The organism is Streptomyces sp. NPDC001832, from assembly GCF_040297265.1.
Classification (GTDB): Bacteria; Actinomycetota; Actinomycetes; order Streptomycetales; family Streptomycetaceae; genus Streptomyces.
Window position 1 is genome coordinate 26,887 of record NZ_JBEOYU010000024.1, and the last position, 25,855, is coordinate 52,741.

Sequence of the window (25,855 nt, forward strand, 5' to 3'; positions counted from 1 at the left end):
CGGGAAGGACTGCGTACGGCTCGGTGGTAAACGTGAAGGGGCGGTGCACCCGGCTCACGGGTGCACCGCCCCTTCAGGGACATACGGGAACCGCCCACTCACTGGACGGCCGGCCTCTTCGGGATCAGCCCTCGACGCCGAGCTTCTCCAGGATCAGCTCGCGCACGCGGGCCGCGTCCGCCTGGCCGCGGGTGGCCTTCATGACCGCGCCGACGAGCGCGCCCGCCGCCGCGACCTTGCCGCCGCGAATCTTGTCCGCGATGGCCGCGTTGGCGGCGATGGCCTCGTCCACGGCCGTGCCCAGCGCGCCCTCGTCGGAGACGACCTTCAGGCCGCGCTTCTCGACGACGGTGTCCGGGTCGCCCTCGCCCGCGAGGACACCCTCGATGACCTGGCGTGCCAGCTTGTCGTTGAGGTCGCCCGAGGTGACGAGCTCGGCCACCCTGGCGACCTGCGCCGGGGTGATCGGCAGCTCGTCGAGGCCGCGGCCGGTCTCGTTGGCGTTACGGGCCAGCTCGCCCATCCACCACTTGCGGGCCTGGTCCGAGGGGGCGCCCGCGTCGGTCGTGGCGACGATCAGGTCGACCGCACCGGCGTTGAGGATGGACTGCATGTCGTGCTCGGAGACGCCCCACTCCTCCTTCAGCCGGTTGCGACGCACCCGCGGCAGCTCGGGGAGGCCGCCCCGGAGCTCCTCGACCCACTCGCGGGCCGGGGCGACCGGAACCAGGTCGGGCTCGGGGAAGTAGCGGTAGTCCTCGGCGTTGTCCTTGATGCGGCCGGCCGTGGTCGAGCCGTCCTCCTCGTGGAAGTGCCGGGTCTCCTGCACGACCGTGCCGCCCGAGCTGAGCACCGCGGCGTGGCGCTGGATCTCGAAGCGGGCGGCGCGCTCGACGGAACGCAGCGAGTTCACGTTCTTCGTCTCGGAGCGCGTACCGAACGTCTCGGTGCCGTTGGGGCGCAGCGACAGGTTGACGTCGCAGCGCATCTGGCCCATCTCCATCCGGGCCTCCGACACACCGAGCGCCTTGATGAGCTCGCGGAGCTCGGCGACGTACGCCTTGGCGACCTCGGGAGCGCGTGCGCCCGCACCCTCGATCGGCTTGGTGACGATCTCGATGAGCGGGATGCCCGCGCGGTTGTAGTCGAGCAGGGAGTGGGACGCGCCCTGGATACGGCCGGTGGCGCCGCCGACGTGGGTCGACTTGCCGGTGTCCTCCTCCATGTGGGCGCGCTCGATGTGCACCCGGAAGATCTCCCCGTCCTCCAGCTGGACGTCCAGATAGCCGTTGTAGGCGATCGGCTCGTCGTACTGGGAGGTCTGGAAGTTCTTCGGCATGTCCGGATAGAAGTAGTTCTTCCGGGCGAAGCGGCACCACTCGGCGATCTCGCAGTTCAGCGCGAGGCCGATCTTGACGGCGGACTCGACGCCGATCTCGTTGACGACCGGCAGTGCGCCGGGCAGGCCGAGACAGACCGGGCAGGTCTGGGAGTTGGCGTCCTGCTTGAGCTCGGTCGAGCAGCCGCAGAACATCTTGGTCTTGGTGCCGAGCTCGACATGGACCTCCAGGCCCATGACGGGGTCGTAGGACGCGAGCGCGTCCTCGTACGACACCAGGTCGGTGACAGTCACGGTGAAACTTCCCTCTCAACCCAGCAGTACGTCGTCATCGCCGATGCGCTTGAGTTCGCGCAGCAGCAGGGCGACTCCAGTGGCGATGGCGGCGGCGGAGACGACGGCGTCGACCAGTCGGAGCGTGTCGTGCTCGGAGCGGGCCTTCCTGGCCTGCTTGATGACGCCGAACGCCCCGAAGGCGGTGGTGCCGATGGACAGGTACGTACCGGTCTTGGACTTCTTGAAGCCCTTGGCCTTGGTCAGTGCGTTCACAGCGACGGAGCCTCCTCCAGCAGCGGGTGGCCCCACCTTTCCACGAAGGCGGCCTCGACGGCGGCTCCGACCTTGTACAGCCGGTCGTCCTTCATGGCGGGGGCGATGATCTGCAGTCCGACCGGCAGGCCGTCCTCCGGGGCCAGGCCGCAGGGCAGCGACATGGCGGAGTTGCCGGCGAGGTTGGTCGGAATGGTGCACAGGTCCGCGAGGTACATCGCCATCGGGTCGTCGGCGCGCTCGCCGATCGGGAAGGCGGTGGTGGGCGTCGTCGGGGAGACGATGACGTCGACCTGCTCGAAGGCCTTCTCGAAGTCCCGGGTGATGAGGGTGCGGACCTTCTGCGCGGATCCGTAGTACGCGTCGTAGTAGCCGGAGCTGAGGGCGTACGTACCGAGCATGACGCGGCGCTTGACCTCGTCGCCGAAGCCGGCCTCGCGGGTGAGTGCGGTGACGTCCTCGGCGGACCTCGTGCCGTCGTCGCCGACCCGCAGGCCGTAACGCATGGCGTCGAAGCGGGCCAGGTTGGAGGAGCACTCGGACGGCGCGATCAGGTAGTACGCCGACAGGGCCAGGTCGAACGACGGACAGTCCAGCTCGACGATCGTGGCACCGAGCGACTTCAGCAGCTCGACCGACTCGTTGAAGCGCTGGACGACACCGGCCTGGTAGCCCTCACCGGCGAACTGCTTGACGACACCGACGCGCATGCCGTCGACACTGCCGTTGCGCGCGGCCTCGACGACCGGCGGGACCGGGGCGTCGACGGACGTCGAGTCGAGCGGGTCGTGCCCGGCGATCACTTCGTGCAGCAGGGCCGCGTCCAGGACGGTACGGGCGCAGGGCCCGCCCTGGTCCAGGGAGCTGGAGAACGCCACCATGCCGTAGCGGGAGACGCCGCCGTAGGTGGGCTTGACACCGACGGTGCCGGTGACGGCCGCGGGCTGGCGGATGGAACCGCCGGTGTCCGTGCCGATGGCGAGCGGGGCCTGGTACGACGCAAGCGCGGCCGAGGAGCCGCCGCCGGAGCCGCCCGGAATACGGGTGAGGTCCCACGGGTTGCCGGTCGGGCCGTAGGCGCTGTTCTCGGTGGAGGACCCCATGGCGAACTCGTCCATGTTGGTCTTGCCGAGGATGACGACGCCGGCGGCCTTCAGCTTCTTGGTGAGGGTCGCGTCGTACGGCGGGATCCAGCCTTCGAGGATCTTGGAGCCGACGGTGGTCGGCACGCCCTCGGTGGTGAAGATGTCCTTCAGCGCGAGCGGGACACCGGCCAGCGGGCCGAGCTTCTCGCCGGCCGCCTTCTTGGCGTCGATGGCACGGGCCTGCGCGAGCGCGCCCTCGCGGTCGATGTACAGGAAGGCATGGACCTTCTCGTCGACCGCGTCGATCCGGGCCAGGTGGGCCTCGGTGACCTCGACGGCCGTGAGCTCACCGGACGCGATCTTCGTGGCGATCTCGGCCGCGGTGAGCTTGATGATGGTGCTGTAGTCCGTCATGGCTGTTAGTCCTCCCCCAGGATCTGCGGCACCTTGAAACGCTGCTGCTCCTGGGCCGGGGCGCCGGAGAGCGCCTGCTCGGGGGTGAGCGACGGACGGACCTCGTCCGCGCGCATGACGTTGGTCAGCGGCAGCGGGTGGGAGGTCGGCGGTACGTCTTGGTCGGCGACCTCGGAGACGCGGGCGACCGCGCCGATGATGTCGTCGAGCTGACCGGCGAAGTGATCGAGCTCTTCGCCCTTCAGCTCCAGACGCGCCAGCCGGGCGAGGTGGGCGACCTCCTCGCGCGTGATGCCAGGCATGCAGCGATCCTCAGGGGTTGGTGTGTGGTTTTGGCCCAATCCTATGGTGTCGTCCGCGGCCGCTCCCGCCACCTGGGTGAACGCCCTGGTCAGACGCCGGATTCAAGCCGGTCCGGCGTCTCGGGCCCGCCGGGCGTCTCGGGCCCGTCCGGCGTCTCGGGCCCGCCGGGCGTCTCGGGCCCGTCCGGCGACCGAAGGCGGAGCGGCCACCGGACGCCCCTGGTGCGCACACGCCGCACTCCCCCGCATTCACGTCGTCGCGGGCCGCGACTCGACCGCCCGCCCGGACGGCCGCTGCTCCAGCTCGGGCTTCGCACCGGCTGCCGCCGCCGCGGCCGCCGCCGCAGCCGCCAGCTCCGCCGGCCGCCGCCACCCGTGCTCACCCCTCGCCCGCAGCCAGGCCGTCATCTCCTGCGGCGGCATCGCGGCGGCGACCAGCCACCCCTGCACCGCATCGCACCGCAGGTCCCGCAGCCGCTCCCAGGTCTCGTCGTCCTCGACCCCTTCCGCGACGACCAGCAGACCGAGCGAGTGGGCCAGGTCGATCGTGCAGCGGACGATCTCCGCGTCCTCGTTGTCGACTGCCAGACGGGCCACGAACGACCGGTCGATCTTCAGCTCGCTGACCGGCAGTCGGCGCAGATGGACCAGCGAGGAGTACCCCGTACCGAAGTCGTCGAGGGACATCTTCACACCGTGTCCGGCGAGTCCGGCAAGGGTGTGGGCGGCGCGCTGCGGGTCCTCCAGCAGCACATGTTCCGTTATTTCCAGCTGCAGCGCGCTGGCCGGGACGCTGTGCCGGGCGAGCCGGGCCGCGACGCCGCCCGCGAATCCGGGGGTGTGGACGTCCCGCGGGGAGACATTGACCGCGACCGGGACGAACAGCCCTTGCGCCCGCCACCGGGCGACCTGGGCCAGCGCCGTCTCCAGGACGTACTCCGTGAGGTGCGGCATCAGGCCGGACGACTCGGCGATGGCGATGAACTCGTCCGGAGGGACCCGCCCGCGCTCCGGATGCACCCAGCGCACCAGCGCTTCGAGGCCCGCCACCTTGCCGTCGAAGCGGACCTTCGGCTGGTAGTGGAGTTCCACCTCGCCGGCGTCCAGCGCACGCCGCAGATCGCCCAGGAGCCCGAGCCGGTCCGGGGTGTTGCTGTCCCGCTTCGACTCGTACACCTCGACGCCCGTACGGTCGCGCTTGGCCTGGTACATCGCCACGTCCGCGCGCCTGAGCAGCCCTTCGGCGTCCAGTGCGTGGTCCGGGTAGACGGCGACCCCGGCACTCGCCTCCAGCACCAGGGTCAGACCGTCCAGGTCCAGCGGGGAGGACAGCTCGGCAACCAGATGGCGAGCGACCTGCTGGGCACTGGTGGCGGAGCCCGCGGCCGGCAGGAGCACGGCGAATTCGTCACCACCGAGCCGCGCGGCCTCCGCTCCTCGCGGGAGCGCGAGTCTGAGACGTTCCGCTATCTGCAGGAGCAGCCGGTCTCCCGCCAGATGACCGAGGGTGTCGTTGACCGCACGGAAACGGTCGAGGTCGATCAGGACGAGAGCGGATCTGGTGCCCACGGACTCGGCGTCCTCCAGGGCGGTCCAGGTGCGTTTCAGCAGACACTGCCGGTTGGGCAGTCCGGTCAGCGGGTCACGCAGCTGCTCCTCGGCCCTGGCGCGGGCGATCCGGAGGGTGGAGTCCAGGGCGATCAGCGGGACCGCGAAGAGCGGCAGGAGTACGGGCATGGCCATCGCGACGACGCAGATCAGCGGTGCGATGCCGAGCAGGGCGACCGCGACGAGGCCCTGGCGCAGCAGGGCGGTGCGGGCGATGGTCCGCAGCCCGCCGCCGTGGGGCGCCCGTGCGCACCACAGCAGGCCCCGGGTCACCAGAAGATAGGCGGAGGCGGCCAGGAGGACTTCCGGCACGGCGACGATGCCCCAGTCGAGTGGTTGCCAGGGCGACTCGACGCTCGGCACCTCACCGAACGCGGCGAGCACCAGGGCTGCCGCGCCTATCCCCAGGATGTCCACCGCACCGTGCAGCAGCCCTTGCCACCAGCGGTCTCTGCGGGCCACTTGGACGAGGACGACGACGACCAGGCTGACCAGACCGGCGGGCACCCAGCCGTAGAGGAGCAGCACGGCAAGGGTGAGGGCGGCACCGGAACCAGTGCCGCCCCACCAGCGGTCGCGTCCGAGTGCGACCAGATGGCCGACGACGATTCCGGTCAGGACGGCGAGGGACCAGCCGGCGCTGCCGTCCGGGAAGAGTGCGTGTCCCTCGCTCACGGTCCGGTAGAAACCGGTCGCGAGCTGGACAACGGCGATCGCCACGATGACGGCACCCACTTGGGGCGTGAGGCCGACGAAACCTTGCAGCCGCGACACCGGTGCGGCGCTCTCGGTCGGTTTCATTCCGTCCCTCTCACAGCCGGCGGTGCCGATGTCGCCCGATGGTTCAACTCCACGCCGCCACGACCCGATTTCCCATCCCGTGGCCGGGCACGGCAGGTGCACATCTCAACAGTAGGCCGCAGAAGCTTCTACGGGCAGCGCTCTGCAGCTCTTGCCCGAATGCGGACCGACTGCCCGTCAGTATCTGGTATGGGCCGATCGGGTGAACCCGGCCCCCGACGACAAGCGCCCGTTGGTTCTCGGACGGCGAGCTGTCCTATTCCGCCGGTTCTCCGACGCGTACGGCAGCCTCGCGCGCGGCATCCGGACCCTGTTCGAGCAGTACGGCGAAGCCGTCCTCGTCCAGCACGGGCACCTTCAACTGCATCGCCTTGTCGTACTTCGAACCGGGGTTGTCGCCGACGACCACGAAGGAGGTCTTCTTCGAGACGGAACCCGTGACCTTCGCCCCCCTGCTCTGGAGCGCCTCCTTCGCGCCATCCCTGGTGTGCCCGGCCAGCGTGCCGGTGACGACGACGGTGAGTCCTTCGAGTGGACGTGGCCCGGCCTTCTCCGCCGCTCCCTCGTCCGCCATCCGGACCCCGGCCGCCCGCCACTTGCGCAGGATCTCCCGGTGCCAGTCCTCGGCGAACCACTGCTTCACCGAGGCGGCGATGATGGGACCGACCCCGTCGGTATCGGCGAGCTCCTGCTCGGTCGCCTCGTCGATCCGGTCGATGGAGCGGAACTGACGGGCCAGCTCCCCGGCCGCGACCGGGCCCACATGGCGGATGGAGAGACCCGTGAGGATCCGGGCCAGCGGGGCGCCCTTGGCCGCGGCAATGGCCTCGAGCATGGCGAGGGCGTTCTTCTTCGGCTCGCCCTGCTGGTTGGCGAAGACCCAGGCGGTCTTCTCCTCGCCGGTCTTCGGATCGCGCTTGGGCAGTCCGCTGTCCTGGTCCAGGACATAGGCCCGGATCGGCAGCAGTTGCTCGACGGTCAGCCCGAAGAGATCGCCCTCGTCACGCAGCGGCGGCTCGGCGGGCTCCAGCGGCCTGGTCAGGGCCGCGGCCGCGACATAGCCGAAGTGGTCGATGTCGAGGCACTTGCGGCCCGCGAGATAGGCGAGGCGCTCGCGCAACTGCGCCGGACACGAACGCGCGTTGGGGCAGCGGACGTCGATGTCGGCCTCCTTCATGGGCCGCAGCTCCGTACCGCATTCGGGGCAGTGCGACGGCATCACGAACGCCTGCTCGGTGCCGTCCCGTAGATCGACGACCGGGCCGAGGATCTCCGGGATCACATCGCCCGCCTTGCGAAGCACCACTGTGTCCCCGATGAGTACGCCCTTCGCCTTCACCACGTTCTGGTTGTGCAGGGTGGCGAACTCGACCTCGGAGCCCGCCACCTCGACCGGCTCGACCTGGGCGTACGGGGTGACCCGGCCGGTGCGTCCGACGCCGACCCGGATGTTCACCAGCTTGGTGTTGGCCTCCTCCGGCGGGTACTTCCAGGCGATCGCCCAGCGCGGGGCGCGCGAGGTGGAGCCGAGCCGGCCCTGGAGCGGGATCTCGTCGAGCTTGACGACGACGCCGTCGATCTCGTGCTCCACGGAATGCCGGTTCTCGCCGAAGTACGCGATGAACTCCCTTACCTCGTCGAGGGAGCCCACCACCTTGTTGTGCCGGGCGGTGGGCAGACCCCATTCGTGCAGCAGCTCGTAGGCGTGCGAGAGGCAGTCGATGTCGAAGCCCTCCCGGGCGCCGATGCCGTGCACCACCATGTGCAGCGGGCGGGTGGCGGTGACCTTCGGGTCCTTCTGGCGCAGTGAACCCGCCGCCGCGTTACGCGGGTTGGCGAATGGCTTGTCGTCGGCCTCGACGAGCCGGGCGTTGAGCTCCTCGAAGGCTTCCATCGGGAAGAAGACCTCGCCGCGGATCTCGACGAGCGCCGGAACCCGGTCGCCCTTCAGCCGGTGAGGGATCTCGGCGATCGTACGGACGTTGGGGGTGATGTCCTCGCCGGTGCGGCCGTCGCCGCGGGTCGCGGCCCGGGTCAGCCGCCCGTGCTCGTAGGTGAGGTTGACCGCGAGACCGTCGACCTTCAGCTCGCACAGGAAGTGGTGGTCAGCGGTGCCGACGTCCTTGGCGATCCGCTCACCCCAGGCCGCCAACTTCACATCATCGAAGGCGTTGTCCAGCGAGAGCATCCGCTCGCGGTGCTCGACGGAGGTGAATTCCGTCTGGTAGGGCCCTGCGACCTTCTGCGTCGGCGAATCCGGCGTGCGCAGCTGGGGATACGTATCCTCCAGGGCCTCCAGCGCCCGCATCAGCCGGTCGAACTCGGCGTCGCTGACGACCGGCTGATCGTTCACGTAGTACCGGAAGCGGTGCTCCTCGATCTGCTCGGCAAGGAGTGCATGCTGCTCCTGAGCCTGTGCGGGCACTGCCATCTGCTGTTCGCCGGCCATCGTCTCGTCCTCCCGTTACCCATTGCCCCGTTACGACCTCGGGGGAAAATATTCCCCCGAGGTCGTTACTCAGGGTTGTCTGCGAGCGATCTCGCGGCCCGGGCGCAGTGGGCGAGCGCGGCGCGCGCATACGCGGGCGAGGCACCCGCGAGCCCGCACGACGGAGTGATCACCACGGACTCGGTCAGAGTCCCCGGATTCAGCCCCAGCCTGCGCCACAGCGTCCTGACACCCATGACGCTACCGCCCGGGTCGGACAATCCACCCGAGGCCGGGTCGGCGCCCGGCACCACCCCGAGGAAGAGCTGCGTGCCGCCCTCGACCGCTTCCCCGATCGCTTCCTCCTCACGCTCGGTGAGCAACGAGAAATCGAACGAGATACCGTCGGCCCCGGCCCGGCGCAGCAACGCGAACGGTACGTCGGGCGCACAGGTGTGAACGACCGTCGCCCCGTGCCCACCCGCCGCCAGCACCTCGCGCAAAGTCCCCTCGACGATCTGGCGGTCCACGGCCCGGTAGGTGCGGTAACCGCTGGCCGTCCTGATCTGCCCGCGCAATACGCCGGTCAGCGACGGTTCGTCGAGCTGGAGGATCACTTCGGCGCCGGGCACCCTGCGCCGTACCTCCGCCAAGTGTGCGCGCAGCCCCTCCGCCAGCGAGCCAGCCAGGTCGCGGCAGGCCCCCAGGTCGCCGAGCGCGGCCTCGCCGCCCCGCCGTTCCAGTGCGGCGGCCAGCGTCCAGGGCCCGACGGCCTGGACCTTGAGCGGTCCTTCGTACCCCTGAGTGAACTCCTCCAGCGCGTCGAGGTCCTCGCCGAGCCATGACCTGGCCCGGCGGGTATCCCGTCCGGGCCGGTCGCTGATCCGCCAGCCGCTGGGCTCGACATGGCCGTACAGGTCGACGAGCAGCCCGATGGTCCGCCCGATCATGTCCGCGCCCGGCCCGCGGGCCGGCAGTTCCGCCAGATACGGCAGGCCCTCGCCGTCCCCGAAGGACCCGGTGACGGTCTTCGCCGCCTCCCGTGCGTCTCCCCCTGGCATGGAACCGATTCCGGTGGCCGGGCAACCCCTGAACTTGCTCTTCTCACTCACACGGGAAGCCTAAGGCCGTGCCCGGCCGGTCCGACCGGCGGCGGTCAGGGGCCGGGGACGCTCAGCGCCCGGGACGCACCGTGAGGTCGTTGACCTCGGCATCACGCGGGAGATCGAGGGCCATCAGGATCGTGGTGGCCACCGACTCCGGGTCGATCCAGCGGGAAGGCTCGTACTCCTTGCCCTCCTGCCGGTGAACCTTGGCCTGCATGGGGCTGGCGGTGCGCCCCGGATAGACGGACGTCACCCGGACGCCGTTCGCGTGCTCCTCGTGGCGCAGCGAGTCGGCAAGCGCCTTCAGGCCGTGCTTGCTCGCGGCGTACGCGCTCCACTCGGCGTGCGCGGCGAGACCGGCGCCCGAGTTCACGAAGAGCACATGGCCCTGGGCGACGCGCAGTTGCGGCAGGAGGAGCCGGGTCAGCTCGGCAGGCGCGACCAGGTTGGCGTTGAGCTGGAAGTGCCATGCCTTGGGCGTGAGATCACCGACCTTGCCGAGCTCGACGACGCCCGCGATGTGCAGCAGCGAGTCGACCCGTTCCGGCATCGCCTGCTGGGCGAACGCCCAGGAGAGCCGGTCCGGGTTGGAGAGGTCACCGACGAGCGTACGAGCGCCGGGGTGGAGCTCGGCCAGCTCCTTCGCACGGCCCGCGTCACGGGCCAGCAGCACTGTCTCGTCGCCGCGCTCCAAAAAACGACGGGTAACAGCTGCGCCGATGCCGGAGCCGGCCCCGGTGATGACATGAGTGGACATGCCCCCATGATCGCACCCCCGCCGCCGCGTCACCGCAGGCCGGACCACTCCTCCAGGTACGCCAGGGCGCCCACGCCGTCCTTGGCGAAGAACACCAGATCGCTCAGCGGGATGGGCAGGAAGCCCTCGTCCTCCATGCGCTGGAACTGCTGGCGCAGCCCGTCGTAGAAGCCCGCCGTGTTGAGCAGGACCACCGGCTTGTCGTGCTTGCCGTGCTTCTTCAGCTCCAGGATCTCGGTCGCCTCGTCGAGCGTCCCGGTGCCGCCCACCATGATCACGATCGCGTCCGCCTTCTCCAGGAGCAGCGCCTTGCGCTCGGCGAGATCGCGCGCGATCACCATCTCGTCCGCGTTGGTTCGCGCCTTGGCGGCCAGGAAATCGACCGACACCCCGACCAGCCGTCCGCCCGATTCCTGCACGCCGTCGGCGACGACCTTCATCAGGCCGCTCTCCGACCCTCCCCAGACCAGTGTGTGTCCGCCCCTGCCGAGCAGTTCGGCGAATTCGCGGGCGGGCTGGGTGTAGCGGTCGTCGAGGTCGGCAGCGGAGAGGAAGACGCAGATATTCATGCAGCAAACCGTAAAGGGCACCACTGACACCCCGGGGGCCGGGGAAACCGGTCGGCACCGGGCAGAAAGGGGAAGAAACGGGAAGAAGGGGGGAAGAAGGGGGGAAGAAATCAGCCCGTGAAACAGCTGAACCAGACATGACTTCCACACGAGGACACATCATCACCGTCGACCCCGGCACCGAGCATGTACGTGTGGTGCGCGACGGGCAGGTGCTCGCCGAGAGCCGGCGCCCGCTCGTCCTGCGCGAGACGGGCTGCCCGGTCCGCTACTACCTGCCGCCCGAGGACGTACGCACGGAATTGCTGACGGCTTCGGACACCCATACCCGCTGCCCGTTCAAGGGCGATGCCTCCTACTGGTCGCTGCCGGACGCGGCCGATCTCGTCTGGGCATATCCGGACCCCAAGCCCGAAGTCGCCGCGATCAAAGGCCACTTCTGCTTCTACGACACCGAAACCGTCTCCGACTGATCGTCAAGCACCGCTGATACCTGCCGATTTGAAGAACCTCAAAAGATTCACGAATGTGGCGATAACTTTTTCGCACCATCGCAGTCAACTTCTACATGGACAAGACTCTCTCCCGCGACGGCACCGCGATCGCGTACCGGCGCCGCGGCGAAGGACCGCCGGTCATCCTGGTCGGCGGGGCACTGAGCACGGCGGCGACCGAGGCCCCTCTGGCGCGCCTCCTCGCGCCGCACTTCGAGGTCGTCACGTACGACAGGCGCGGCCGCGGCTCCAGTGGCGAGCGCGGGCCGTACGCGGTGGACCGCGAGATCGAGGACCTGGGCGCGCTCGTCACCGCGGTGGGCGGCCGGGCCTCGGTGTTCGGCGTAGGGGCCGGCGGGGCGCTGGCCCTGGAGGCCCAGGCCGCCGGGCTTCCCGTCGACCTGCTGGCGGTGTACGAACCGACCTACACCCCCGGGGCCTCGGGGGCGCAGTTCAAGGCCTGCTGCACGGCCCGGCTGCACCGACTGCTGTCCGCCGGGGACCGCGGCGGGGCCGTGGAGCTGTTCCTGTCCGTGACCGGCGTGCCGAACGACATGATCACCCGAATGCGACGTGCGCCGATGTGGAGCGGCCTGGTGTCGCTGGCTCACACACTGGCGTACGACGACGCCCTGCTCGGCGACGGCTCGATCCCGGCCGAGCGGTTCGCGTCCGTCACGGCGCGCACACTGGTGGTCTGCGGCGGCTCCAGCCCCACCCGGGCCCGGCTGGCGACCCGCACCCTCGCTGACACACTCCCGCGCGCCCGCCACCGCACCCTGACAGGCCAGACACGCGAACTGGCGCCCCAGGCAGTGGCTCCCGTCCTGGCGGAGTTCTTCGGCAGGGACGTGTACGCGAGCCAGGCCTCCTGGGCCCGAAGCCTTCCCCCTCCCCGATCCTCCCCGCACGGTCACGCCCGCACAGGGAGTCGAACGTAGCTGTGCGGGGCTGCGCCGTCTCCCTGGACTCAGACGCCGAGCGCGAGCTCGAACCAAACGGTCTTGCCACCCGGCCCGTACGCCCCCTCCCCTATGGCACACCCTCCCCAGCGGTCGGCGACGAGTTCGAGAATGGCCATGCCTCGCCCGGCTTCGGCGTCGGGGTGCTCAGGCGGCGCATACGGCTTGGGAAGATCCGGGCTCATGTCCCACACACTGACCCGGAGCACGGGGTGCCGCCACTGGAGCCGCACGGCGGCGGGCCCCTTGGTGTGCCGTACGGAGTTGGTGGTCAGCTCGGATGTCAACAGCTCGGCACGGTAGCTGAGTTCGGTCAGTTCGTGTGCGCCTAGAACGGCTCTGAGAGTGGTGCGTGCGATACGGGGGCTGCGCGGGTCACATGGGAAGCTGAGTTCGTAGCTCCACGGTTCGGTGAACGCGATAGGAACCGGGTGGGGGCAAGCGCCGGGGATGGGTTCAGTCCTCACGGGCACCTCCTGGGTGCGTGCGAGCAGTGACAAGTGTGAATGCGCCACGGGCGGTTGCTGTCGAGCGGTGGCAATGCCGATCCGCGACCGCCTTCCCGGGCGGGCGGGGCGGATCGGTGCGCTTCCGTTGTGACGGCAACGTGAGCGGTACGAGACATAGAGTAACCATATGCTTCCAACCCGTGAGACCACTTTCACTTCAACGGGTTGAAATTTCGAGATAGATGGACGAGTACATCCGGCATCGACACAATGAGCGCGACCGAGGAGAGGACACATGGCACCACGGCAGGCACCAACAGTTCGTCAACGCCGCTTCGGTACAGAGCTTCGGCGGCTGCGCGAAGCAACAGGCATGTCCGCCCCGAAGGCTGCAGAGCTGTTGGGTACCGATCGCACAACCATTTCGAATGTGGAAGCCGGTCGCTTCGGCATCAGCGAGGAGCGCCTTCGCCGGCTTGCCAGCATCTACGAATGCGACGATCCCGCGCTGGTCGATGCTCTTGCCACGATGACGGGTGGCCGGAAGGCGGGCTGGTGGGACGAGTACCGGGGCAAGATCCCGCCGGACTTCCTCGAAGTATCCGAACTCGAACACCACGCATCGAGTCTGCGGACGCTCCAGACAGCGCATCTCCCTGGCATGTTCCAAACCGAAGACCACGCGCGGGCTCTCTTCGATCTCTTCATCCCGGCGCTTCCCCGCTTGGAGATCGAGCTACGTATCGCCCAGCGCCTGGCCCGCCACCAGGTACTCACGACCAAACCCGCCATCCCGTACAAGGGGCTCATCCACGAATCAGCGCTACGGATGCAAGTGGGTGGGCGCCACGCGGCCAAGACGCAGCTGAGACGCTTGTTGGAAGAGAGCGAGCGCAACAACGTGACGCTTCTCGTGATCCCGTTCTCGATCGGCGGATTCCCCATGGCGGGGGACTCGGTGTTGTACGCAGCAGCCCACAGCCCCCACCTGGACACAGTGCAGGTGGACTCCCCCATCGGCGCTGTCTACTTCGACTCACCGACACAACTGACCAACTTCCGTAGACGGCTGGACGCGGTCGAACAGGTGGCGTTGAATCCGACGCAGTCGCAGGACGCCATCCTGACCATTGCAAATGACCTGTAAGAGGTGTTGGCCTTGCCCGAACTGAACTGGCTCAAGTCCTCGTTCTCAGAGGCCTCGGGCAACAATTGCGTCGAGATCGCGGCGGTGGAGGCGGACCGCATCGCCCTCCGCGAGAGCGAAAGCCCGGCCGTTGTCATATCGACGAACCGGTCAGCGCTACGCGCCCTTGTGCTCGGCTTGAAGGCCGACAAGTGCGAACTCGGCTGACCGAAGCCAGAGTTTGTCGATCCGCCTGAATCGAAGGTTGGATTGGTAAGCGTCGATAATCCTGAGTGCCGTATTGGGCAGTTGGACGCGATTGCTCTTCATGCTCCGTGACAGTGAAATGTGGTGGGCGTGCACGGACCGTGCTCATAGGATGCGCAGGAACTGCATTGACCACCTGCGGGGGGACGCGTTGAGAGAGTTGGCCTGCGTCACGCCAGAGGTTCGTGACCGGCTCGTCGTTCGGTTCGGCGCTGATGTGCTTGGTTGGTGTGATGAGTTGCCGACTCTCGTCCATGAACTCGCTGCTAGTTGGAATCTGGATCTCATTGCGGCGGGTGGCGGAGGCACCTCGCGGGTGTTCCGCTGCTTGCAGCGTGACACTGGTGCCTCGGTGTGGCTGAAGCTCACGCCGGAGCCCTCGATTGCCCGCGAGGAGGCCGAAGCCCTGCGAGCCTGGGCAGATACGCCGTCAGTTGTCACTCTGCTGGCAGTGGACCTCGCAGCGGGGGCCCTGCTGCTGGAGGACGTGCCTGGAGTGCCGGTGCGGCAGCTCGTTTGGGATCTGCCCGAAGTCGCGGCCCTGCTGCGGGATCTGCGGGTCTCGCCTCCCGTGCCAGGGGAGCACTCGGTACTGAGGTCTCTCTCGCACCGAATCGACTTCCTGTTCGACTTGACTGAACGCAGGCTGGCGGCGGCCCGCATGAATGGCCTGGTTGCCCCGACGGTGCTTGGTGAGGCCCGGGAGACCGCCCTGGAACTTGCAGCCAGTGGGCCTGTGGGCCTCGTGCATGGTGATCTCCATTCGGCCAACGTGCTTTCTGGTCCGGGCGCCCGCATGGTGGCGATCGATCCGAGGCCGACGTGGGGCGACCCGGACTTCGACGCTGTGGACTGGGTACTTGAAGGAGTTGCAGATTTAGCCACGCTGGAGCAGCGGATCGAGGAGCTGGCGGCGCTGGTTCCTAGCCTGTCTCCTCATCGTGTGCTGGATTGGTGCCAGGCCCTGGCCGCCCTCATTGCGGTCCCCAGAAGGTGTGCGGGGCGGGACGACGTGGAGACCCAGTTCCTCATGGCCCTGGCCGGCGGCTGATTCGCCCCTTGGCCTTCACCGGAGCCCGGCGCCCGGCGCGGTCCAGCTCCTCGACGTTGGCGCCCACGCTCTCCTCGGCGCTGGCGACAGTCTCATAGAACATCCGCCACAGCGTCTTCTCCCGCAGGTGCACCTCACGCCGCGCGATCAGCTGGCGGTGTCCCCCCTGGCCACAATTACTCAGCGTCCACGGTCGGCTCGCAGGCCTTCTCCAGGAGGGTGAACGACTTGGGGGCACCGCCCGGCTGTGGCTTGCCTGCCTTGTGGCCGACGACCCGGTAGCCGACGTCCAGGTAGTAGGCGTTCAGGCGCGCATTGCCGGCCAGGCAGTCCAGGCGCGCGAACGCCCGCCCCGCCGCGGCAACGCGGCGCTCCGCAGCACGCAGCAGAAGCCGCCCCGTCCCCGGTTGGGCGCTGCTGCGGTCCACCATCAGCCGATGCACATAGCCAGCCACCGGCGGCTGCGGCCCCCAGGCGTCCTCGTCTTCCCACCACAGCTCCCACGCCCCGGCCACGCGGCCATCGGCCTCGGCGAGCCAGACCTCACCACTCGCCATGGCCTTGCGGAAGTGGTCCTCGTCCAGCTGACCGGGCTGCCACTGGTCGGTAATACCCCGGGCGAGCATCCAGCGGCCAGCATCGTCACGCAGACGAACGAGAGTGGCGAGGTCGGTGTCCTCGGCGAGGCGGAAGTGTAGATCGTTCACGTCGCGATCGTCGCACGGTTCGCGACGGGCGCTCGACGTACGTGGTGTCCACCATCCACTGGACCGAGACAAGCACCCCCGTTCCGCTCACAGGCCTGCGGCCTCGCCCCACGGCAGTTCGAGGGCCTCGCCGATCTCGTCGTCCGCGACGGATGCCAGCGGCCGACCCTCGCCGATCCGCTCGGCGGTCTTGCCACGGCGGGCACTGTTTCCCCCTAATCCGGGGTGTAGGCGGCTTGGTCCGGTCTTCGCAAGGGGCTGGGTGAGCGGTCGACAACGGGCAGCGGAACGCCTTCGGCCCTCATGGTCCTGGAGACCCGCTCTGAGACTGGCGCCGCTGTCCACCGGTGGGATCCGTGGCGGTGTCGTGGGCGTCGGGCAACGCCTGATATCAGCCTGGCCCGTGAGGCCTTCGCCTAGAGCGGCGAGACCCGGCGCCTTCGCCACGGCCACGGACCCCACCACCGTCCGCACCTCGCGGTGATGACGCGGGTGCCGGGCTGATGCCTTTGTTTCCCCTGGTCCTTCGAGACCTCTGTCAAGAGCGGCACAGCCCGGCGCCTCCGTGATCACCGCGAAACTCCCGGCGGCCGGCCGGACGTTGATCGTCACGGCGCGAGCCCGCCCCAGGGTCGACCTCTTGTTTCATCCGCGAGCCCGCGAGCTCTGCAGACAGACCGAGCCCCTGGGGTGCGCTGGTGTCGCGAACGGCTACTGAGATGGCGGACCTGTGAGTCCTGGGATTAGGACGCTGCGCGACCCGCATGTGCTCGTGACCTGCATAAATGAACGGATCTGGGAGGATGGCTTGACCGTGTTCTGCGGCATCGACTGGGCGGAGCGCCACCACGACGTCGCCGTCGTCGACGAAACCGGCACCCTGCTCGCCAAGGCTCGCATCAGCGACGACGCGGCTGGCTACAGCAAGCTCCTGGACCTGTTGGCCGAACACGGCGACAGCCCGGAGACCCCCATACCTGTAGCCATCGAAACCAGCCGCGGCCTGCTCGTGGCCGCCCTGCGCACCGGCAACCGCAAGGTCTTCGCGATCAACCCGCTCGCCGCCTCCCGCTACCGCGACCGACACGGCGTCAGCCGCAAGAAGTCTGACCCCGGCGACGCCCTGGTCCTGGCGAACATCCTGCGCACTGATATGCACGCCCACCGGCAGCTGCCCGCCGACAGTGAACTCGCCCAGGCCATCACCGTGCTGGCCCGAGCCCAGCAGGACGCCGTCTGGAGCCGCCAGCAGGTCGCCAACCAGGTCCGTTCGCTGCTGCGCGAGTACTACCCCGCCGCCCTGCACGCCTTCCAGGGCAAGGAAGGCGGCCTGACCAGGGCAGACGCCCGGACGGTCCTCACCCTCGCCCCGACCCCGGCGAAGGCCGCGAAACTCACCCTTGCCCAGCTGCGTGCTGCCCTCAAGCGCAGCGGCCGCACCCGCGGCTTCGACACCGAGACCGCGCGCCTGCGGGAGATCTTCCGCTCCGAGTACGCCCGGCATCGCCCGGCCGTCGAGGACGCGTTCGGCCAGCAGCTGCTGGCTCTGCTCAAGCAGTTGGATGCCGCCTGCCAGGCCGCGGACGACCTCACCACGGCCGCCGAAGCCGCGTTCAAGGAGCACGCCGACAGCGAGATCCTGCTCAGCTTCCCCGGCCTCGGCCCCCTGCTCGGAGCCCGGGTGCTCGCCGAGATCGGCGACGACCGGACACGGTTCGCTGACGCCAGAGCCCTGAAGTCGTACGCCGGCTCGGCCCCAATCACCCGGGCCTCCGGCAAGAAGCACTTCGTCGGCCGCCGCTTCGTCAAGAACAACCGGCTCATGCACGCCGGCTTCCTCTGGGCCTTCTCAGCCCTCACCGCCTCACCAGGAGCGAATGCCCACTACCGGCGCCGACGCGAACACGGAGACTGGCACAACGCTGCCCAGCGCCACCTGCTCAACCGCTTCCTCGGCCAACTCCACCACTGCTTGCAGACCCGGCAGCCGTTCGACGAACAACGCGCCTTCGCCCCACTCCTTCAAGCACCCGCGTGAGCCGGCCATCGGTCACAGGCGCTGTCAGTGCACCCGTCTAGATTCACCGCGTGACTGAGCTTTCCTACCTTGCCGCGGTCCGGGAGTCATACGACACCGTGGCCGACGACTACGTCGCCCTCGTCAAGACCCCCTCTGAGCTGGACCCCCTGTCTCGCTCGATGCTGACCGCCTTCGCCGAGCTGGTGCGGGCATCCGACCGAGGACCGGTCGCGGACCTGGGCTGCGGACCCGGAAGAGTGACGGCGCACATGGCCGGACTCGGCGTTTCTGCATTCGGCATCGATGTGTCCCCAAAGATGATCGAACTGGCCCGAAGCGCCTATCCGGACCTGCGTTTCTCCGTGGGTTCCATGACCGCGCTGGAGATCGAAGACGACACGCTCGGCGGCATCCTGGCGTACTACTCCACCCACCACACACCTCCGGAGCTGCTGCCGGTCGTGTTCGCCGAGTTCCACCGCACCCTGGCACCCGGCGGGCATCTCCTCCTCGCTGGCCACGTAGGCACCGGTGAGCACCGCCGTCCCACACATGGCCATGGCGGCCACCCCGTGTCCTACACGTCGTATCGGCTGCCCGCACACCGACTTGCCGAGCTGCTGAACCAGGCCGAATTCACCATCACCGCTCAGCTGGTGCAGGAGCCCGACGAGGAACGGAACTGGAAGTTCGCCAGTTTCCTGGCCTACAAGCCGACTACCGAGGAGCCAGCTTGACTTCCTAACCCCCTGAGATGTCTTGCCACAGGCAACAGGGCTGCTTCACGTCGCGGCCCGAAGGTGTCGCCGCAGGTCGTGATGAGCCGTTCCGCAGCTAATAGGGCGTTATCTGCGGGACAACTTGTTACGCACAGAGCTCAGGTCTGTGTGAAGGCCACGCTGACGTTGTGTCCGCCGAAGCCGAAGGAGTTGACCAGGGCTGCGCCCCAGCGGCCCTCGCGCGGGACGCCCGTGATGAGGTCGAGCTTGACAGCCGGGTCGGGGTCGTCGAGGTTGCGGATGGCGGGGGCGACGCCGTCGCGGAGGCCGTACACGGCGGCCAGCGACGCCACCGCGCCGGAGGCGCCCAGCAGGTGGCCCGTCATCGACTTGATGGCGCTGATCGCCGCGTGGTGACCGATGGCCTCGTCAATGGCCTCGGCCTCCTCCAGGTCGCCGGCGGGTGTCGCCGTGGCGTGCGCTTGGACCACGCCGATGTCCTGCGGCATGAGGCCGCCTTCGCGCAGCGCCATCCGGATCGCGCGCACCTGCCCCTCCACGTCGGAGGCGGTGATATGGCCCGCGTTGGAGGAGATGCCGGCCCCGGCGACGGCGGCGATCGGGCGCGCACCCCGGGCGCGTGCGAACTCCGCGCGTTCCAGCACGAGAACCGCCCCGCCTTCACCCAGCACGAAGCCGTCCCGGGCCATGTCGAAGGGCCGGGAGGCCCCCACCGGGTCCTCGTTGCGCTTGGACAGGGCCGTCATCTGGCCGAAGGCGGCCAGCGGGAGCGGGAGGACGCTGGCTTCCGTACCGCCCGCCACGACGATGTCGGCCCGACCGAGGCGGATGAGGTCGATGGCCATCGCGATGGCCTCCGCGCTGGAGGAGCAGGCGCTGACCGGGGTGCGCGCGCCGGCCCGCGCCCCGAGGTCGATGCTCACACAGGCGGCAGGGCCGTTGGCCATCAGCATCGGGACGGTGAGCGGGGAGACTCGCCGCGGCCCGTGCTGCTCCAGGGTGTGGTCCTGGGCGAGCAGCGAGGTGATACCGCCGATGCCGGTGCCGATCACTACCGCGAGGCGCTCCGGGTCCACCTCGGGCGTGCCCGCGTCCGCCCACGCCTCCCGCGCGCTGACCAGCGCGATCTGCTCGCAGCGGTCCAGCCGCCGGGCCTCCACCCGGGGCAGCGCCTTGTCGGGGTCGGTGCGCAGCCGCGCGGCGATCCGTACCGGGAGAGCTTCGGCCCACTCCGCAGTCACCGCCACCACCCCGGACTCCCCGGCGAGCATCGCCGCCCACGTCGAGGGGGCGTCGCCGCCGAGCGGCGTGGTCGCGCCCACCCCGGTCACGACGATGTCGGGTTGCGTTGCGATGCCGGACATCTGGATGCCTCCTTAGCCATGATTATGGGATTCCGACAGCCCCGTCGAAAGCCGCTCGGGCGGTGAGGGGGCCGCCATCGGCCACTCTGTCAGCGATCGGGACACCAGAAGGAGATCGCCATCTCCGGAGATGCGCACCCGAACTTGTGGACTTTCTACTAAACCTTGCCCCGCAACAGAAGCTAAAAGCCCGGCAGGCAGCTGGGTTTCTCCAGCAAGGCAGTCGATCCGACCTTCAGGGGCGCAAGGTCTGATTCCCGCCAGCAGCGTTCGCCTTCTTCCGGAAGATTCGGCGATGGCTCGCGCTCCAGATCGCGAGTCTGTTCAGCTGACGCCCTGTGAAAGGCAGACAAATGCACGTGAACCCCGGACTCAAGGTGCTGTACTTCGGGACTCCGGTGGTACTGATCAGTTCACGTAACGAGGACGGCACGGCGAACCTGGCGCCGATGTCCTCCGCATGGTGGCTGGGCCAGTCCTGCATGCTCGGTCTCGGAAACAATGCCCAGACGACCGCGAACCTGCTCCGCGAGGGCGAATGCGTGCTCAATCTGCCCTCATCGGCGATGGTCGACGCCGTGGACCGGATCGCGCTCACCACCGGGAAACCGGCCGTGCCGGACTACAAGGTGAAGCAGGGCTACCGATACGAACCGGACAAGTTCGCGACCGCACAGCTGACCGAGCAGGAATCGGAGCTGGTCCGGGCGCCGCGGGTCGCGGAATGCCCGATCCAGATGGAGTGCAGGGTCGTCTCGTCCCACCCCTTTGACAGCCCCTCTTCCCAGGCCACCGCCTTCCAGGTCGAGGTCCTTCGGACCCATGTCGAGGAGGAGCTGGTCATCCCGGGAACGCACTATGTGGATCCGCGCGGCTGGGACCCGCTCATCATGAAGTTCTGCGAGTTCTTCGGCGGTGGACGCAACGTTCATCCCTCGAAACTCGCCGCAGGCTGGAACATGCCTCATCAGCTCCAGCCGACGGCCGTCTGAGCCGGTAACTGCCTGGCAGCAACTCGCCTGCGTTTTCGCGCGGACGGGCAGGCGGGTACTCGTCCACACACACCGATGCGGACGATTCGCAGGTGCAGCCCATGACGCCCGGCCAAAGCGCCTCACCGAGCTTCCGGAGGCCACCGATGCCTACTGAGCCGTCTGAGGAACGTCGCGAGTGGATCGCGGCGAACAAGGACATCATCACCGCGGCGGAAGGAGCGCCCTGAAGTGGCCGGCCTGCTGCGAGGGCCATGGGGAATGATCCTTATCCTCGCAAACCTGCTCAACGCCTACGTTGTCCACGGCGCACTTGTGACTCAGCCGCAAGGGGCCTGGGACGAACAGACGCTGACGGGTATCGAGTTCGCGTCGGCGCTGCTGTTTGCGCTCGGCGTCATCACCTCCCTGCTCGCCCTGCTCCCCGTGCGGCGGCGGACCCTCAGCCGCTGGTGGCTGGCGCCGTCACTGATCTTTCTGGTAGTAGGCGCAGCCCGCTGGGCGTACATCGTTCACACCTATCCGCAGGGTGCCGGCGGCTGAGTGGCGCAGCAGCCCCATTTCCCGCAGGGCAGTGAACTGCGCGGTACCAGGCGGGGAAGTCCGCGACCGACTCCATCACCGGGTCCGCTGGACGGAGGGCCGGAACACGGAGCCGACCGCGGCGATCGTGGACTCGCACCCTGCTCGGCGACGGCTCGATCCCGGCCGAGCGGTTCGCGTCCGTCACAGCGCGCACACTGGTGGTCTGCGGCGGCGCCAGCCCCACCCGGGCCCGGCTGGCGACCCGCACCCTCGCTGACGCACTCCCCCGCGCCCGCCACCGCACCCTGACCGGCCAGACACGCGAACTGGCGCCCCAGGCAGTGGCCCCCGTCCTGGCGGATTTCTTCGGCAGGGACGTGTACGCGAGCCAGGCGTCCTGAGCCCACGGTCCACCCCACACAGCCACGCCCGTACAGGTCGGACGTGGCTGTGCGTGGCATCGCCGCGCTCAGGCTCCGAGCGCGAGCTCGAACCAAACGGTCTTGCCACCCGGCCCGTACGCCCCCTCCCCTATGGCACACCCTCCCCAGCGGTCGGCGACGAGTTCGAGGATGGCCATGCCCCGCCCGGCTTCGGCGTCGGGGTGCACAGGCGGCGCAAACGGCCTGGGAAGATCCGGGCTCATGTCCCACACGCTGACCCGGAGCACGGGGTGCCGCCACTGGAGCCGCACGGCGGCGGGCCCCTTGGTGTGCCGTACGGAGTTGGTGGTCAGCTCGGATGTCAACAGCTCGGCACGGTAACTGAGTTCGGCGAGTTCGTGAGCACCGAGGATGTCCCGGAGGGTCGTACGGGCGATGCGTGGGCTGCGCGGGTCGCAGGGGAAGGTGAGCTCGTACTGCCAGGGTTCGGCGAACGGGATGGGGGCGGGGTGGTGGGTGTATGGGGTACAGGGGGTGGATTCAGCCCTCACGGGCACCTCCTGGGGTGCGTGCGAGTGGTGACAAGCGGACGTGCGCCACGGGTGGTTGCTGCCGTGGTGGCGGTGGCAATGCCGCTCCGGGGCCCGCCTTCCCGGATGGGCGGGGTGGATCGGTGCGCTTCCGCCGTCGACTGCGCGAGTGGCACGCATCACAGAGTAGGAGAGAAACTCATAACCGTGCTACCAAGTCACTCCGAAGAGTTAACTTCCTGTTCTCGGTGGAACGTCGGGCTCTGGATAGGCACACTGTGCGCGAACCAAGGAGAGGCCACATGGCACCGCGACAGACTCCAACCATCCTTCAACGCCGATTCGGTATCGAACTTCGGCGGCTACGCGAAGGGGCAGGCATGACCGCCCCTGCAGCGGCCGAACTTCTGGGCACTGACCGCACGGTCATCTCCAATGTGGAAGCCGGGCGCTTCGGTATCAGCGAAGAGCGCCTGCGCCGACTCGCCAGCATCTACGAATGCAACGATTCGTCCCTGATCGACGCACTGGCTGGACTGACCGGTGGGCGGAAGTCCGGCTGGTGGGAGGAGTACCGGGGCAAGATCCCGCCGGGCTTTCTGGATGTATCAGCACTTGAGCACAACGCCGTGCGCCTACGAACTGTCCAGATCGCACACCTTCCCGGCCTGTTTCATACCGAGGACCACGCACGCGCGATTTTCGAACTCTTCGTCCCACCCATGCCGCGCCTCGAAATCGAACTACGCGTGGCACACCGCTTGGCCCGCCAGGCCGTGGTCACCGGAGAGCACCCGATTCCGTACACCGGCGTGATCCACGAAGCCGCGATCAGGATGCAGATCGGAGGCTTCGGCGTCACGCGCGCTCAGCTGCTGCACCTGCTGGATGCGAGTGAACGCCCCAATGTCACGCTGCACGTCATCCCGTTCGCAGCCGGCGGCTTCCCGCTCCTCGGCGACTCATCCGTCCTGTACGCGGAGGCTCCCAATCAGCATCTGGACACAGTGCAGTTGGACTCACCCACGGGAGCAGTCTTCATCGACTCACCCACGCAACTGGCGAACTTTCGCACCAGGCTGGACATGGTCGAGAAGGTGGCGTTGACTCCCGTGAAGTCCAGGGATTTCATCCGCTCAGTAGTCAGAGAACTGTAAGAGGTGTCTCACGTGTCCGGCCTGCATTGGTTGAAGTCATCGTTCTCCGATGCAGGAGGGAACAACTGCATCGAAGTTGCTGCACTAGAGGGCGAAGATGTCGCGATCCGCGAGAGCGAGAGCCCGGAATGCATCGTCACGACGGACCGGGCCACACTCCGTGCGCTTGTACTCGGACTGAAGACCAGCAAGGTCGGCCTCGGCTGAACGAGAGACAGCCACTGCCGTGGGGCGCCCGCGCGGTGTCCGCCAGCAGGCAGAGAAGTCTGCTGTCGCTCCAGGCACTGCCCCGGGCCCCGCTCAGCTCCAGAAGGGCGACGGGCGAGGTATGGGGAACGGTGGCCAGTACGTACCGGACGAACGGGTAGGTCGCCGGACGCCAGCGCATGCGGCCAGCCCAATCCGCTCCCTACTACGAGGACCCGGCCGCCCAGGCATATGGTCGAGGCTTCGACCGGAAACTGGACGACGCGACGGAGGCACTGAAGTGAACCAAGACGCTGGTGCATCCACCAGACCGCACGAGGAACGCTCTCGGGCCGCTGGACGGCTGGGAACCGGCGTCTGTGCCACCGTCCTGACCGTGGTGACCCTGGTAACAGGCTACGTCGTACTCACCGCCTACATGGTCGAACCTGATGGCCCCTGGGACCAGCAAGCCGTCACTAACTCCAAGGTCGCTGGCACCATCGGACTGGTCTTCTCCGCCCTGATGGCGCTACTTACGATGGCCTTCGTCAAAGCGGAATGGCTCCGCAAATGGTGGCACGCCATCCCTGCCGCACTCGCCATCGCAGCGCTCTTGCGTCTCACCCTGCTCGCAGCCGAACTCTGACCATTCAGCGGGCGCTGGTACCCACCGCCGCAATGACCGGCTGACAGCCGCCCTGGCAGTGTCAGCCCGGCGGGTCAGCCGGGGCCGGGACGGGCCAGGGTCGGTCAGTCGGACGCCGCCGCCGTCTCCCGCCGCGCCGTCGTAGCGATCGTCGCCGAGCCGACCACGCGGGTGCCGTCGTACAGCACGACTGCCTGGCCGGGGGCCACGCCGCGTACCGGCTCGGTGAAGGTGACGTTCAGCGTGCCGTCGACGAGTTCCGCCGTCACTTCGGTCTCGCCGCCGTGGGCGCGGAGCTGCGCGGTGTAGGTGCCGGGGCCGGACGGGGCGGTGCCGCACCAGCGGGGCTTGATGGCGGTGAGGGCGGTGACGTCGAGGGACTCGACCGGGCCGACCGTCACCGTGTTGTTCACCGGGGAGATGTCCAGGACGTAGCGCGGCTTGCCATCCGGGGCGGGGTGGCCGATGCGAAGGCCCTTGCGTTGGCCGATGGTGAAGCCGTAGGCGCCCTCGTGGGTGCCGACCTTCGTACCCGACTCGTCGACGATGTCGCCTTCGGCCGTGCCGAGCCGGCTCGCCAGGAAGCCCTGGGTGTCGCCGTCGGCGATGAAGCAGATGTCGTGGCTGTCGGGCTTCTTCGCGACGGCGAGACCCCGGCGCTCGGCCTCGGCCCGGATCTCTTCCTTGGTGGTGAGGGTGTCGCCGAGCGGGAACATCGCGTGGGCGAGCTGCTTCTCGTCCAGGACGCCGAGGACGTACGACTGGTCCTTGGCCATGTCCGAGGCGCGGTGCAGCTCGCGGCTGCCGTCCTCGTTCAGCACGACGGTGGCGTAGTGGCCGGTGCAGACGGCGTCGAAGCCGAGCGCGAGGGCCTTGTCGAGCAGCGCGGCGAACTTGATCTTCTCGTTGCAGCGCAGGCACGGGTTGGGGGTGCGCCCGGCCTCGTACTCGGCGATGAAGTCGTCCACGACGTCCTCGCGGAAGCGTTCCGCCAGGTCCCAGACGTAGAACGGGATGCCGATGACATCCGCGGCGCGGCGCGCGTCACGGGAGTCCTCGATCGTGCAACAGCCGCGCGCCCCGGTACGGAAGGACTGCGGGTTCGCGGAGAGGGCGAGGTGCACACCGGTCACGTCGTGGCCCGCTTCTGCGGCGCGGGCCGCGGCGACGGCGGAGTCGACACCGCCCGACATGGCGGCGAGCACACGGAGGGGACGCTGGGAAGTCTCAGTCATAGCTCCACCAGAGTACGGGGCGCCGGGAACCGAACGCGCGCGGACAAGCGTTGTGGACCA

At 68.5% G+C, this 25,855-nt stretch carries 26 protein-coding genes and 2 pseudogenes; 13 read left to right on the forward strand and 15 right to left on the reverse strand.

Annotation, left to right across the window (positions count from 1 at the left end; translation table 11 throughout):
- Positions 1 to 124 precede the first annotated feature (124 nt).
- From gatB to ABT115_RS19530, 9 genes are all read right to left on the reverse strand, one after another.
- Positions 125 to 1,633, reverse strand: coding sequence for an Asp-tRNA(Asn)/Glu-tRNA(Gln) amidotransferase subunit GatB (gatB, locus tag ABT115_RS19490; RefSeq protein ID WP_351791128.1), 1,509 nt, complete (start codon positions 1,631 to 1,633; stop codon positions 125 to 127).
- A gap of 15 nt (positions 1,634 to 1,648) precedes the next feature.
- Positions 1,649 to 1,888, reverse strand: coding sequence for a hypothetical protein (locus ABT115_RS19495; protein ID WP_351791131.1), 240 nt, complete (start codon positions 1,886 to 1,888; stop codon positions 1,649 to 1,651).
- The gene (gene gatA, locus ABT115_RS19500) at positions 1,885 to 3,387 is read right to left on the reverse strand and encodes an Asp-tRNA(Asn)/Glu-tRNA(Gln) amidotransferase subunit GatA (protein ID WP_351791134.1); all 1,503 of its coding nucleotides are present in this window, start codon (positions 3,385 to 3,387) and stop codon (positions 1,885 to 1,887) included. The genes ABT115_RS19495 and gatA overlap by 4 nt, the downstream gene beginning before the upstream one ends.
- Before the next feature lie 5 nt (positions 3,388 to 3,392).
- A complete protein-coding gene (gene gatC, locus ABT115_RS19505) occupies positions 3,393 to 3,689 on the reverse strand; it encodes an Asp-tRNA(Asn)/Glu-tRNA(Gln) amidotransferase subunit GatC (RefSeq protein ID WP_015036350.1) in 297 nt (98 codons plus the stop codon).
- 249 nt (positions 3,690 to 3,938) lie between these two features.
- On the reverse strand, positions 3,939 to 6,098 hold the full coding sequence (locus tag ABT115_RS19510) for a putative bifunctional diguanylate cyclase/phosphodiesterase (protein WP_351791137.1): 2,160 nt from the start codon (positions 6,096 to 6,098) through the stop codon (positions 3,939 to 3,941).
- Between the two features lie 256 nt (positions 6,099 to 6,354).
- Positions 6,355 to 8,547 (reverse strand): NAD-dependent DNA ligase LigA, encoded by a 2,193-nt coding sequence (ligA, locus tag ABT115_RS19515; RefSeq protein ID WP_351791140.1) that lies wholly within the window; start codon positions 8,545 to 8,547, stop codon positions 6,355 to 6,357.
- 65 nt (positions 8,548 to 8,612) lie between these two features.
- On the reverse strand, positions 8,613 to 9,638 hold the full coding sequence (locus ABT115_RS19520; RefSeq protein ID WP_351791143.1) for a methionine synthase: 1,026 nt from the start codon (positions 9,636 to 9,638) through the stop codon (positions 8,613 to 8,615).
- Between the two features lie 61 nt (positions 9,639 to 9,699).
- A complete protein-coding gene (locus ABT115_RS19525) occupies positions 9,700 to 10,389 on the reverse strand; it encodes an SDR family oxidoreductase (RefSeq protein ID WP_351791146.1) in 690 nt (229 codons plus the stop codon).
- 29 nt (positions 10,390 to 10,418) lie between these two features.
- The gene (locus ABT115_RS19530) at positions 10,419 to 10,958 is read right to left on the reverse strand and encodes an LOG family protein (protein ID WP_351791149.1); all 540 of its coding nucleotides are present in this window, start codon (positions 10,956 to 10,958) and stop codon (positions 10,419 to 10,421) included.
- A gap of 137 nt (positions 10,959 to 11,095) precedes the next feature.
- Between ABT115_RS19530 and ABT115_RS19535 the strand changes: the two genes are divergently transcribed.
- Positions 11,096 to 11,431, forward strand: a complete 336-nt coding sequence (locus ABT115_RS19535) for a DUF427 domain-containing protein (RefSeq protein WP_351791152.1) — start codon at positions 11,096 to 11,098, stop codon at positions 11,429 to 11,431.
- Positions 11,432 to 11,526: 95 nt separating this feature from the next.
- The gene (locus ABT115_RS19540; protein ID WP_351791155.1) at positions 11,527 to 12,393 is read left to right on the forward strand and encodes an alpha/beta fold hydrolase; all 867 of its coding nucleotides are present in this window, start codon (positions 11,527 to 11,529) and stop codon (positions 12,391 to 12,393) included.
- A gap of 29 nt (positions 12,394 to 12,422) precedes the next feature.
- On the opposite strand, the gene ABT115_RS19545 is transcribed toward ABT115_RS19540, so the two are convergent.
- Positions 12,423 to 12,881 carry an ATP-binding protein gene (locus ABT115_RS19545; protein WP_351791157.1) on the reverse strand — a complete coding sequence of 153 codons (459 nt, stop codon included), beginning with the start codon at positions 12,879 to 12,881 and terminating at the stop codon, positions 12,423 to 12,425.
- 277 nt (positions 12,882 to 13,158) lie between these two features.
- On the opposite strand from ABT115_RS19545, the gene ABT115_RS19550 reads away from it, so the two are divergent.
- The 3 genes from ABT115_RS19550 to ABT115_RS19560 all read left to right on the forward strand — a co-directional run bounded on the left by ABT115_RS19550 (position 13,159) and on the right by ABT115_RS19560 (position 15,307).
- Positions 13,159 to 14,010: a helix-turn-helix domain-containing protein gene (locus ABT115_RS19550; RefSeq protein WP_351791160.1), complete on the forward strand. Its 852-nt coding sequence runs from the start codon at positions 13,159 to 13,161 to the stop codon at positions 14,008 to 14,010.
- A 12-nt stretch (positions 14,011 to 14,022) separates the two neighbouring features.
- Complete coding sequence (locus ABT115_RS19555) at positions 14,023 to 14,217, forward strand: DUF397 domain-containing protein (protein ID WP_502969127.1); 195 nt, start codon at positions 14,023 to 14,025, stop codon at positions 14,215 to 14,217.
- A 190-nt stretch (positions 14,218 to 14,407) separates the two neighbouring features.
- Positions 14,408 to 15,307, forward strand: a complete 900-nt coding sequence (locus ABT115_RS19560) for an aminoglycoside phosphotransferase family protein (RefSeq protein WP_351791166.1) — start codon at positions 14,408 to 14,410, stop codon at positions 15,305 to 15,307.
- Here the strand turns inward: ABT115_RS19560 and ABT115_RS19565 are convergent.
- Both ABT115_RS19565 and ABT115_RS19570 read right to left on the reverse strand, forming a co-directional pair.
- A pseudogene (locus ABT115_RS19565) lies at positions 15,300 to 15,461 on the reverse strand (site-specific integrase); the annotation flags it as partial. The gene ABT115_RS19560 and the pseudogene ABT115_RS19565 overlap by 8 nt on opposite strands.
- Positions 15,462 to 15,483: 22 nt before the next feature.
- Positions 15,484 to 16,014: a GNAT family N-acetyltransferase gene (locus ABT115_RS19570; protein ID WP_351791169.1), complete on the reverse strand. Its 531-nt coding sequence runs from the start codon at positions 16,012 to 16,014 to the stop codon at positions 15,484 to 15,486.
- A 793-nt stretch (positions 16,015 to 16,807) separates the two neighbouring features.
- Between ABT115_RS19570 and ABT115_RS19575 the strand changes: the two genes are divergently transcribed.
- Together ABT115_RS19575 and ABT115_RS19580 are read left to right on the forward strand one after the other, a co-directional pair.
- Complete coding sequence (locus ABT115_RS19575; RefSeq protein WP_351791309.1) at positions 16,808 to 18,052, forward strand: IS110 family RNA-guided transposase; 1,245 nt, start codon at positions 16,808 to 16,810, stop codon at positions 18,050 to 18,052.
- Positions 18,053 to 18,102: 50 nt separating this feature from the next.
- Positions 18,103 to 18,771: a class I SAM-dependent methyltransferase gene (locus ABT115_RS19580; protein WP_351791172.1), complete on the forward strand. Its 669-nt coding sequence runs from the start codon at positions 18,103 to 18,105 to the stop codon at positions 18,769 to 18,771.
- Positions 18,772 to 18,911: 140 nt separating this feature from the next.
- On the opposite strand, the gene ABT115_RS19585 is transcribed toward ABT115_RS19580, so the two are convergent.
- Positions 18,912 to 20,138: a beta-ketoacyl-[acyl-carrier-protein] synthase family protein gene (locus tag ABT115_RS19585; protein ID WP_351791174.1), complete on the reverse strand. Its 1,227-nt coding sequence runs from the start codon at positions 20,136 to 20,138 to the stop codon at positions 18,912 to 18,914.
- 353 nt (positions 20,139 to 20,491) lie between these two features.
- Here ABT115_RS19585 and ABT115_RS19590 point away from each other — a divergent pair, with 353 nt between their 5' ends.
- The 3 genes and pseudogenes from ABT115_RS19590 to ABT115_RS19600 all read left to right on the forward strand — a co-directional run.
- On the forward strand, positions 20,492 to 21,130 hold the full coding sequence (locus tag ABT115_RS19590; protein WP_351791176.1) for a flavin reductase family protein: 639 nt from the start codon (positions 20,492 to 20,494) through the stop codon (positions 21,128 to 21,130).
- 261 nt (positions 21,131 to 21,391) lie between these two features.
- Positions 21,392 to 21,673 (forward strand): hypothetical protein, encoded by a 282-nt coding sequence (locus ABT115_RS19595; protein WP_351791177.1) that lies wholly within the window; start codon positions 21,392 to 21,394, stop codon positions 21,671 to 21,673.
- Between the two features lie 140 nt (positions 21,674 to 21,813).
- Positions 21,814 to 22,056: pseudogene (locus ABT115_RS19600) on the forward strand (alpha/beta fold hydrolase); the annotation flags it as partial.
- A 68-nt stretch (positions 22,057 to 22,124) separates the two neighbouring features.
- Here the strand turns inward: ABT115_RS19600 and ABT115_RS19605 are convergent.
- Positions 22,125 to 22,589 (reverse strand): ATP-binding protein, encoded by a 465-nt coding sequence (locus ABT115_RS19605; protein WP_351791180.1) that lies wholly within the window; start codon positions 22,587 to 22,589, stop codon positions 22,125 to 22,127.
- A 281-nt stretch (positions 22,590 to 22,870) separates the two neighbouring features.
- Between ABT115_RS19605 and ABT115_RS19610 the strand changes: the two genes are divergently transcribed.
- The 3 genes from ABT115_RS19610 (at position 22,871) to ABT115_RS19620 (ending at position 24,560) form a co-directional block, all read left to right on the forward strand.
- On the forward strand, positions 22,871 to 23,725 hold the full coding sequence (locus ABT115_RS19610; RefSeq protein ID WP_351791312.1) for a helix-turn-helix domain-containing protein: 855 nt from the start codon (positions 22,871 to 22,873) through the stop codon (positions 23,723 to 23,725).
- A 12-nt stretch (positions 23,726 to 23,737) separates the two neighbouring features.
- On the forward strand, positions 23,738 to 23,932 hold the full coding sequence (locus tag ABT115_RS19615) for a DUF397 domain-containing protein (protein ID WP_351791182.1): 195 nt from the start codon (positions 23,738 to 23,740) through the stop codon (positions 23,930 to 23,932).
- A gap of 379 nt (positions 23,933 to 24,311) precedes the next feature.
- Complete coding sequence (locus ABT115_RS19620) at positions 24,312 to 24,560, forward strand: hypothetical protein (RefSeq protein WP_351791185.1); 249 nt, start codon at positions 24,312 to 24,314, stop codon at positions 24,558 to 24,560.
- A 104-nt stretch (positions 24,561 to 24,664) separates the two neighbouring features.
- Here ABT115_RS19620 and mnmA read toward each other — a convergent pair whose 3' ends face one another.
- Positions 24,665 to 25,795, reverse strand: a complete 1,131-nt coding sequence (gene mnmA / locus ABT115_RS19625) for a tRNA 2-thiouridine(34) synthase MnmA (protein ID WP_351791187.1) — start codon at positions 25,793 to 25,795, stop codon at positions 24,665 to 24,667.
- Positions 25,796 to 25,855: the final 60 nt, after the last annotated feature.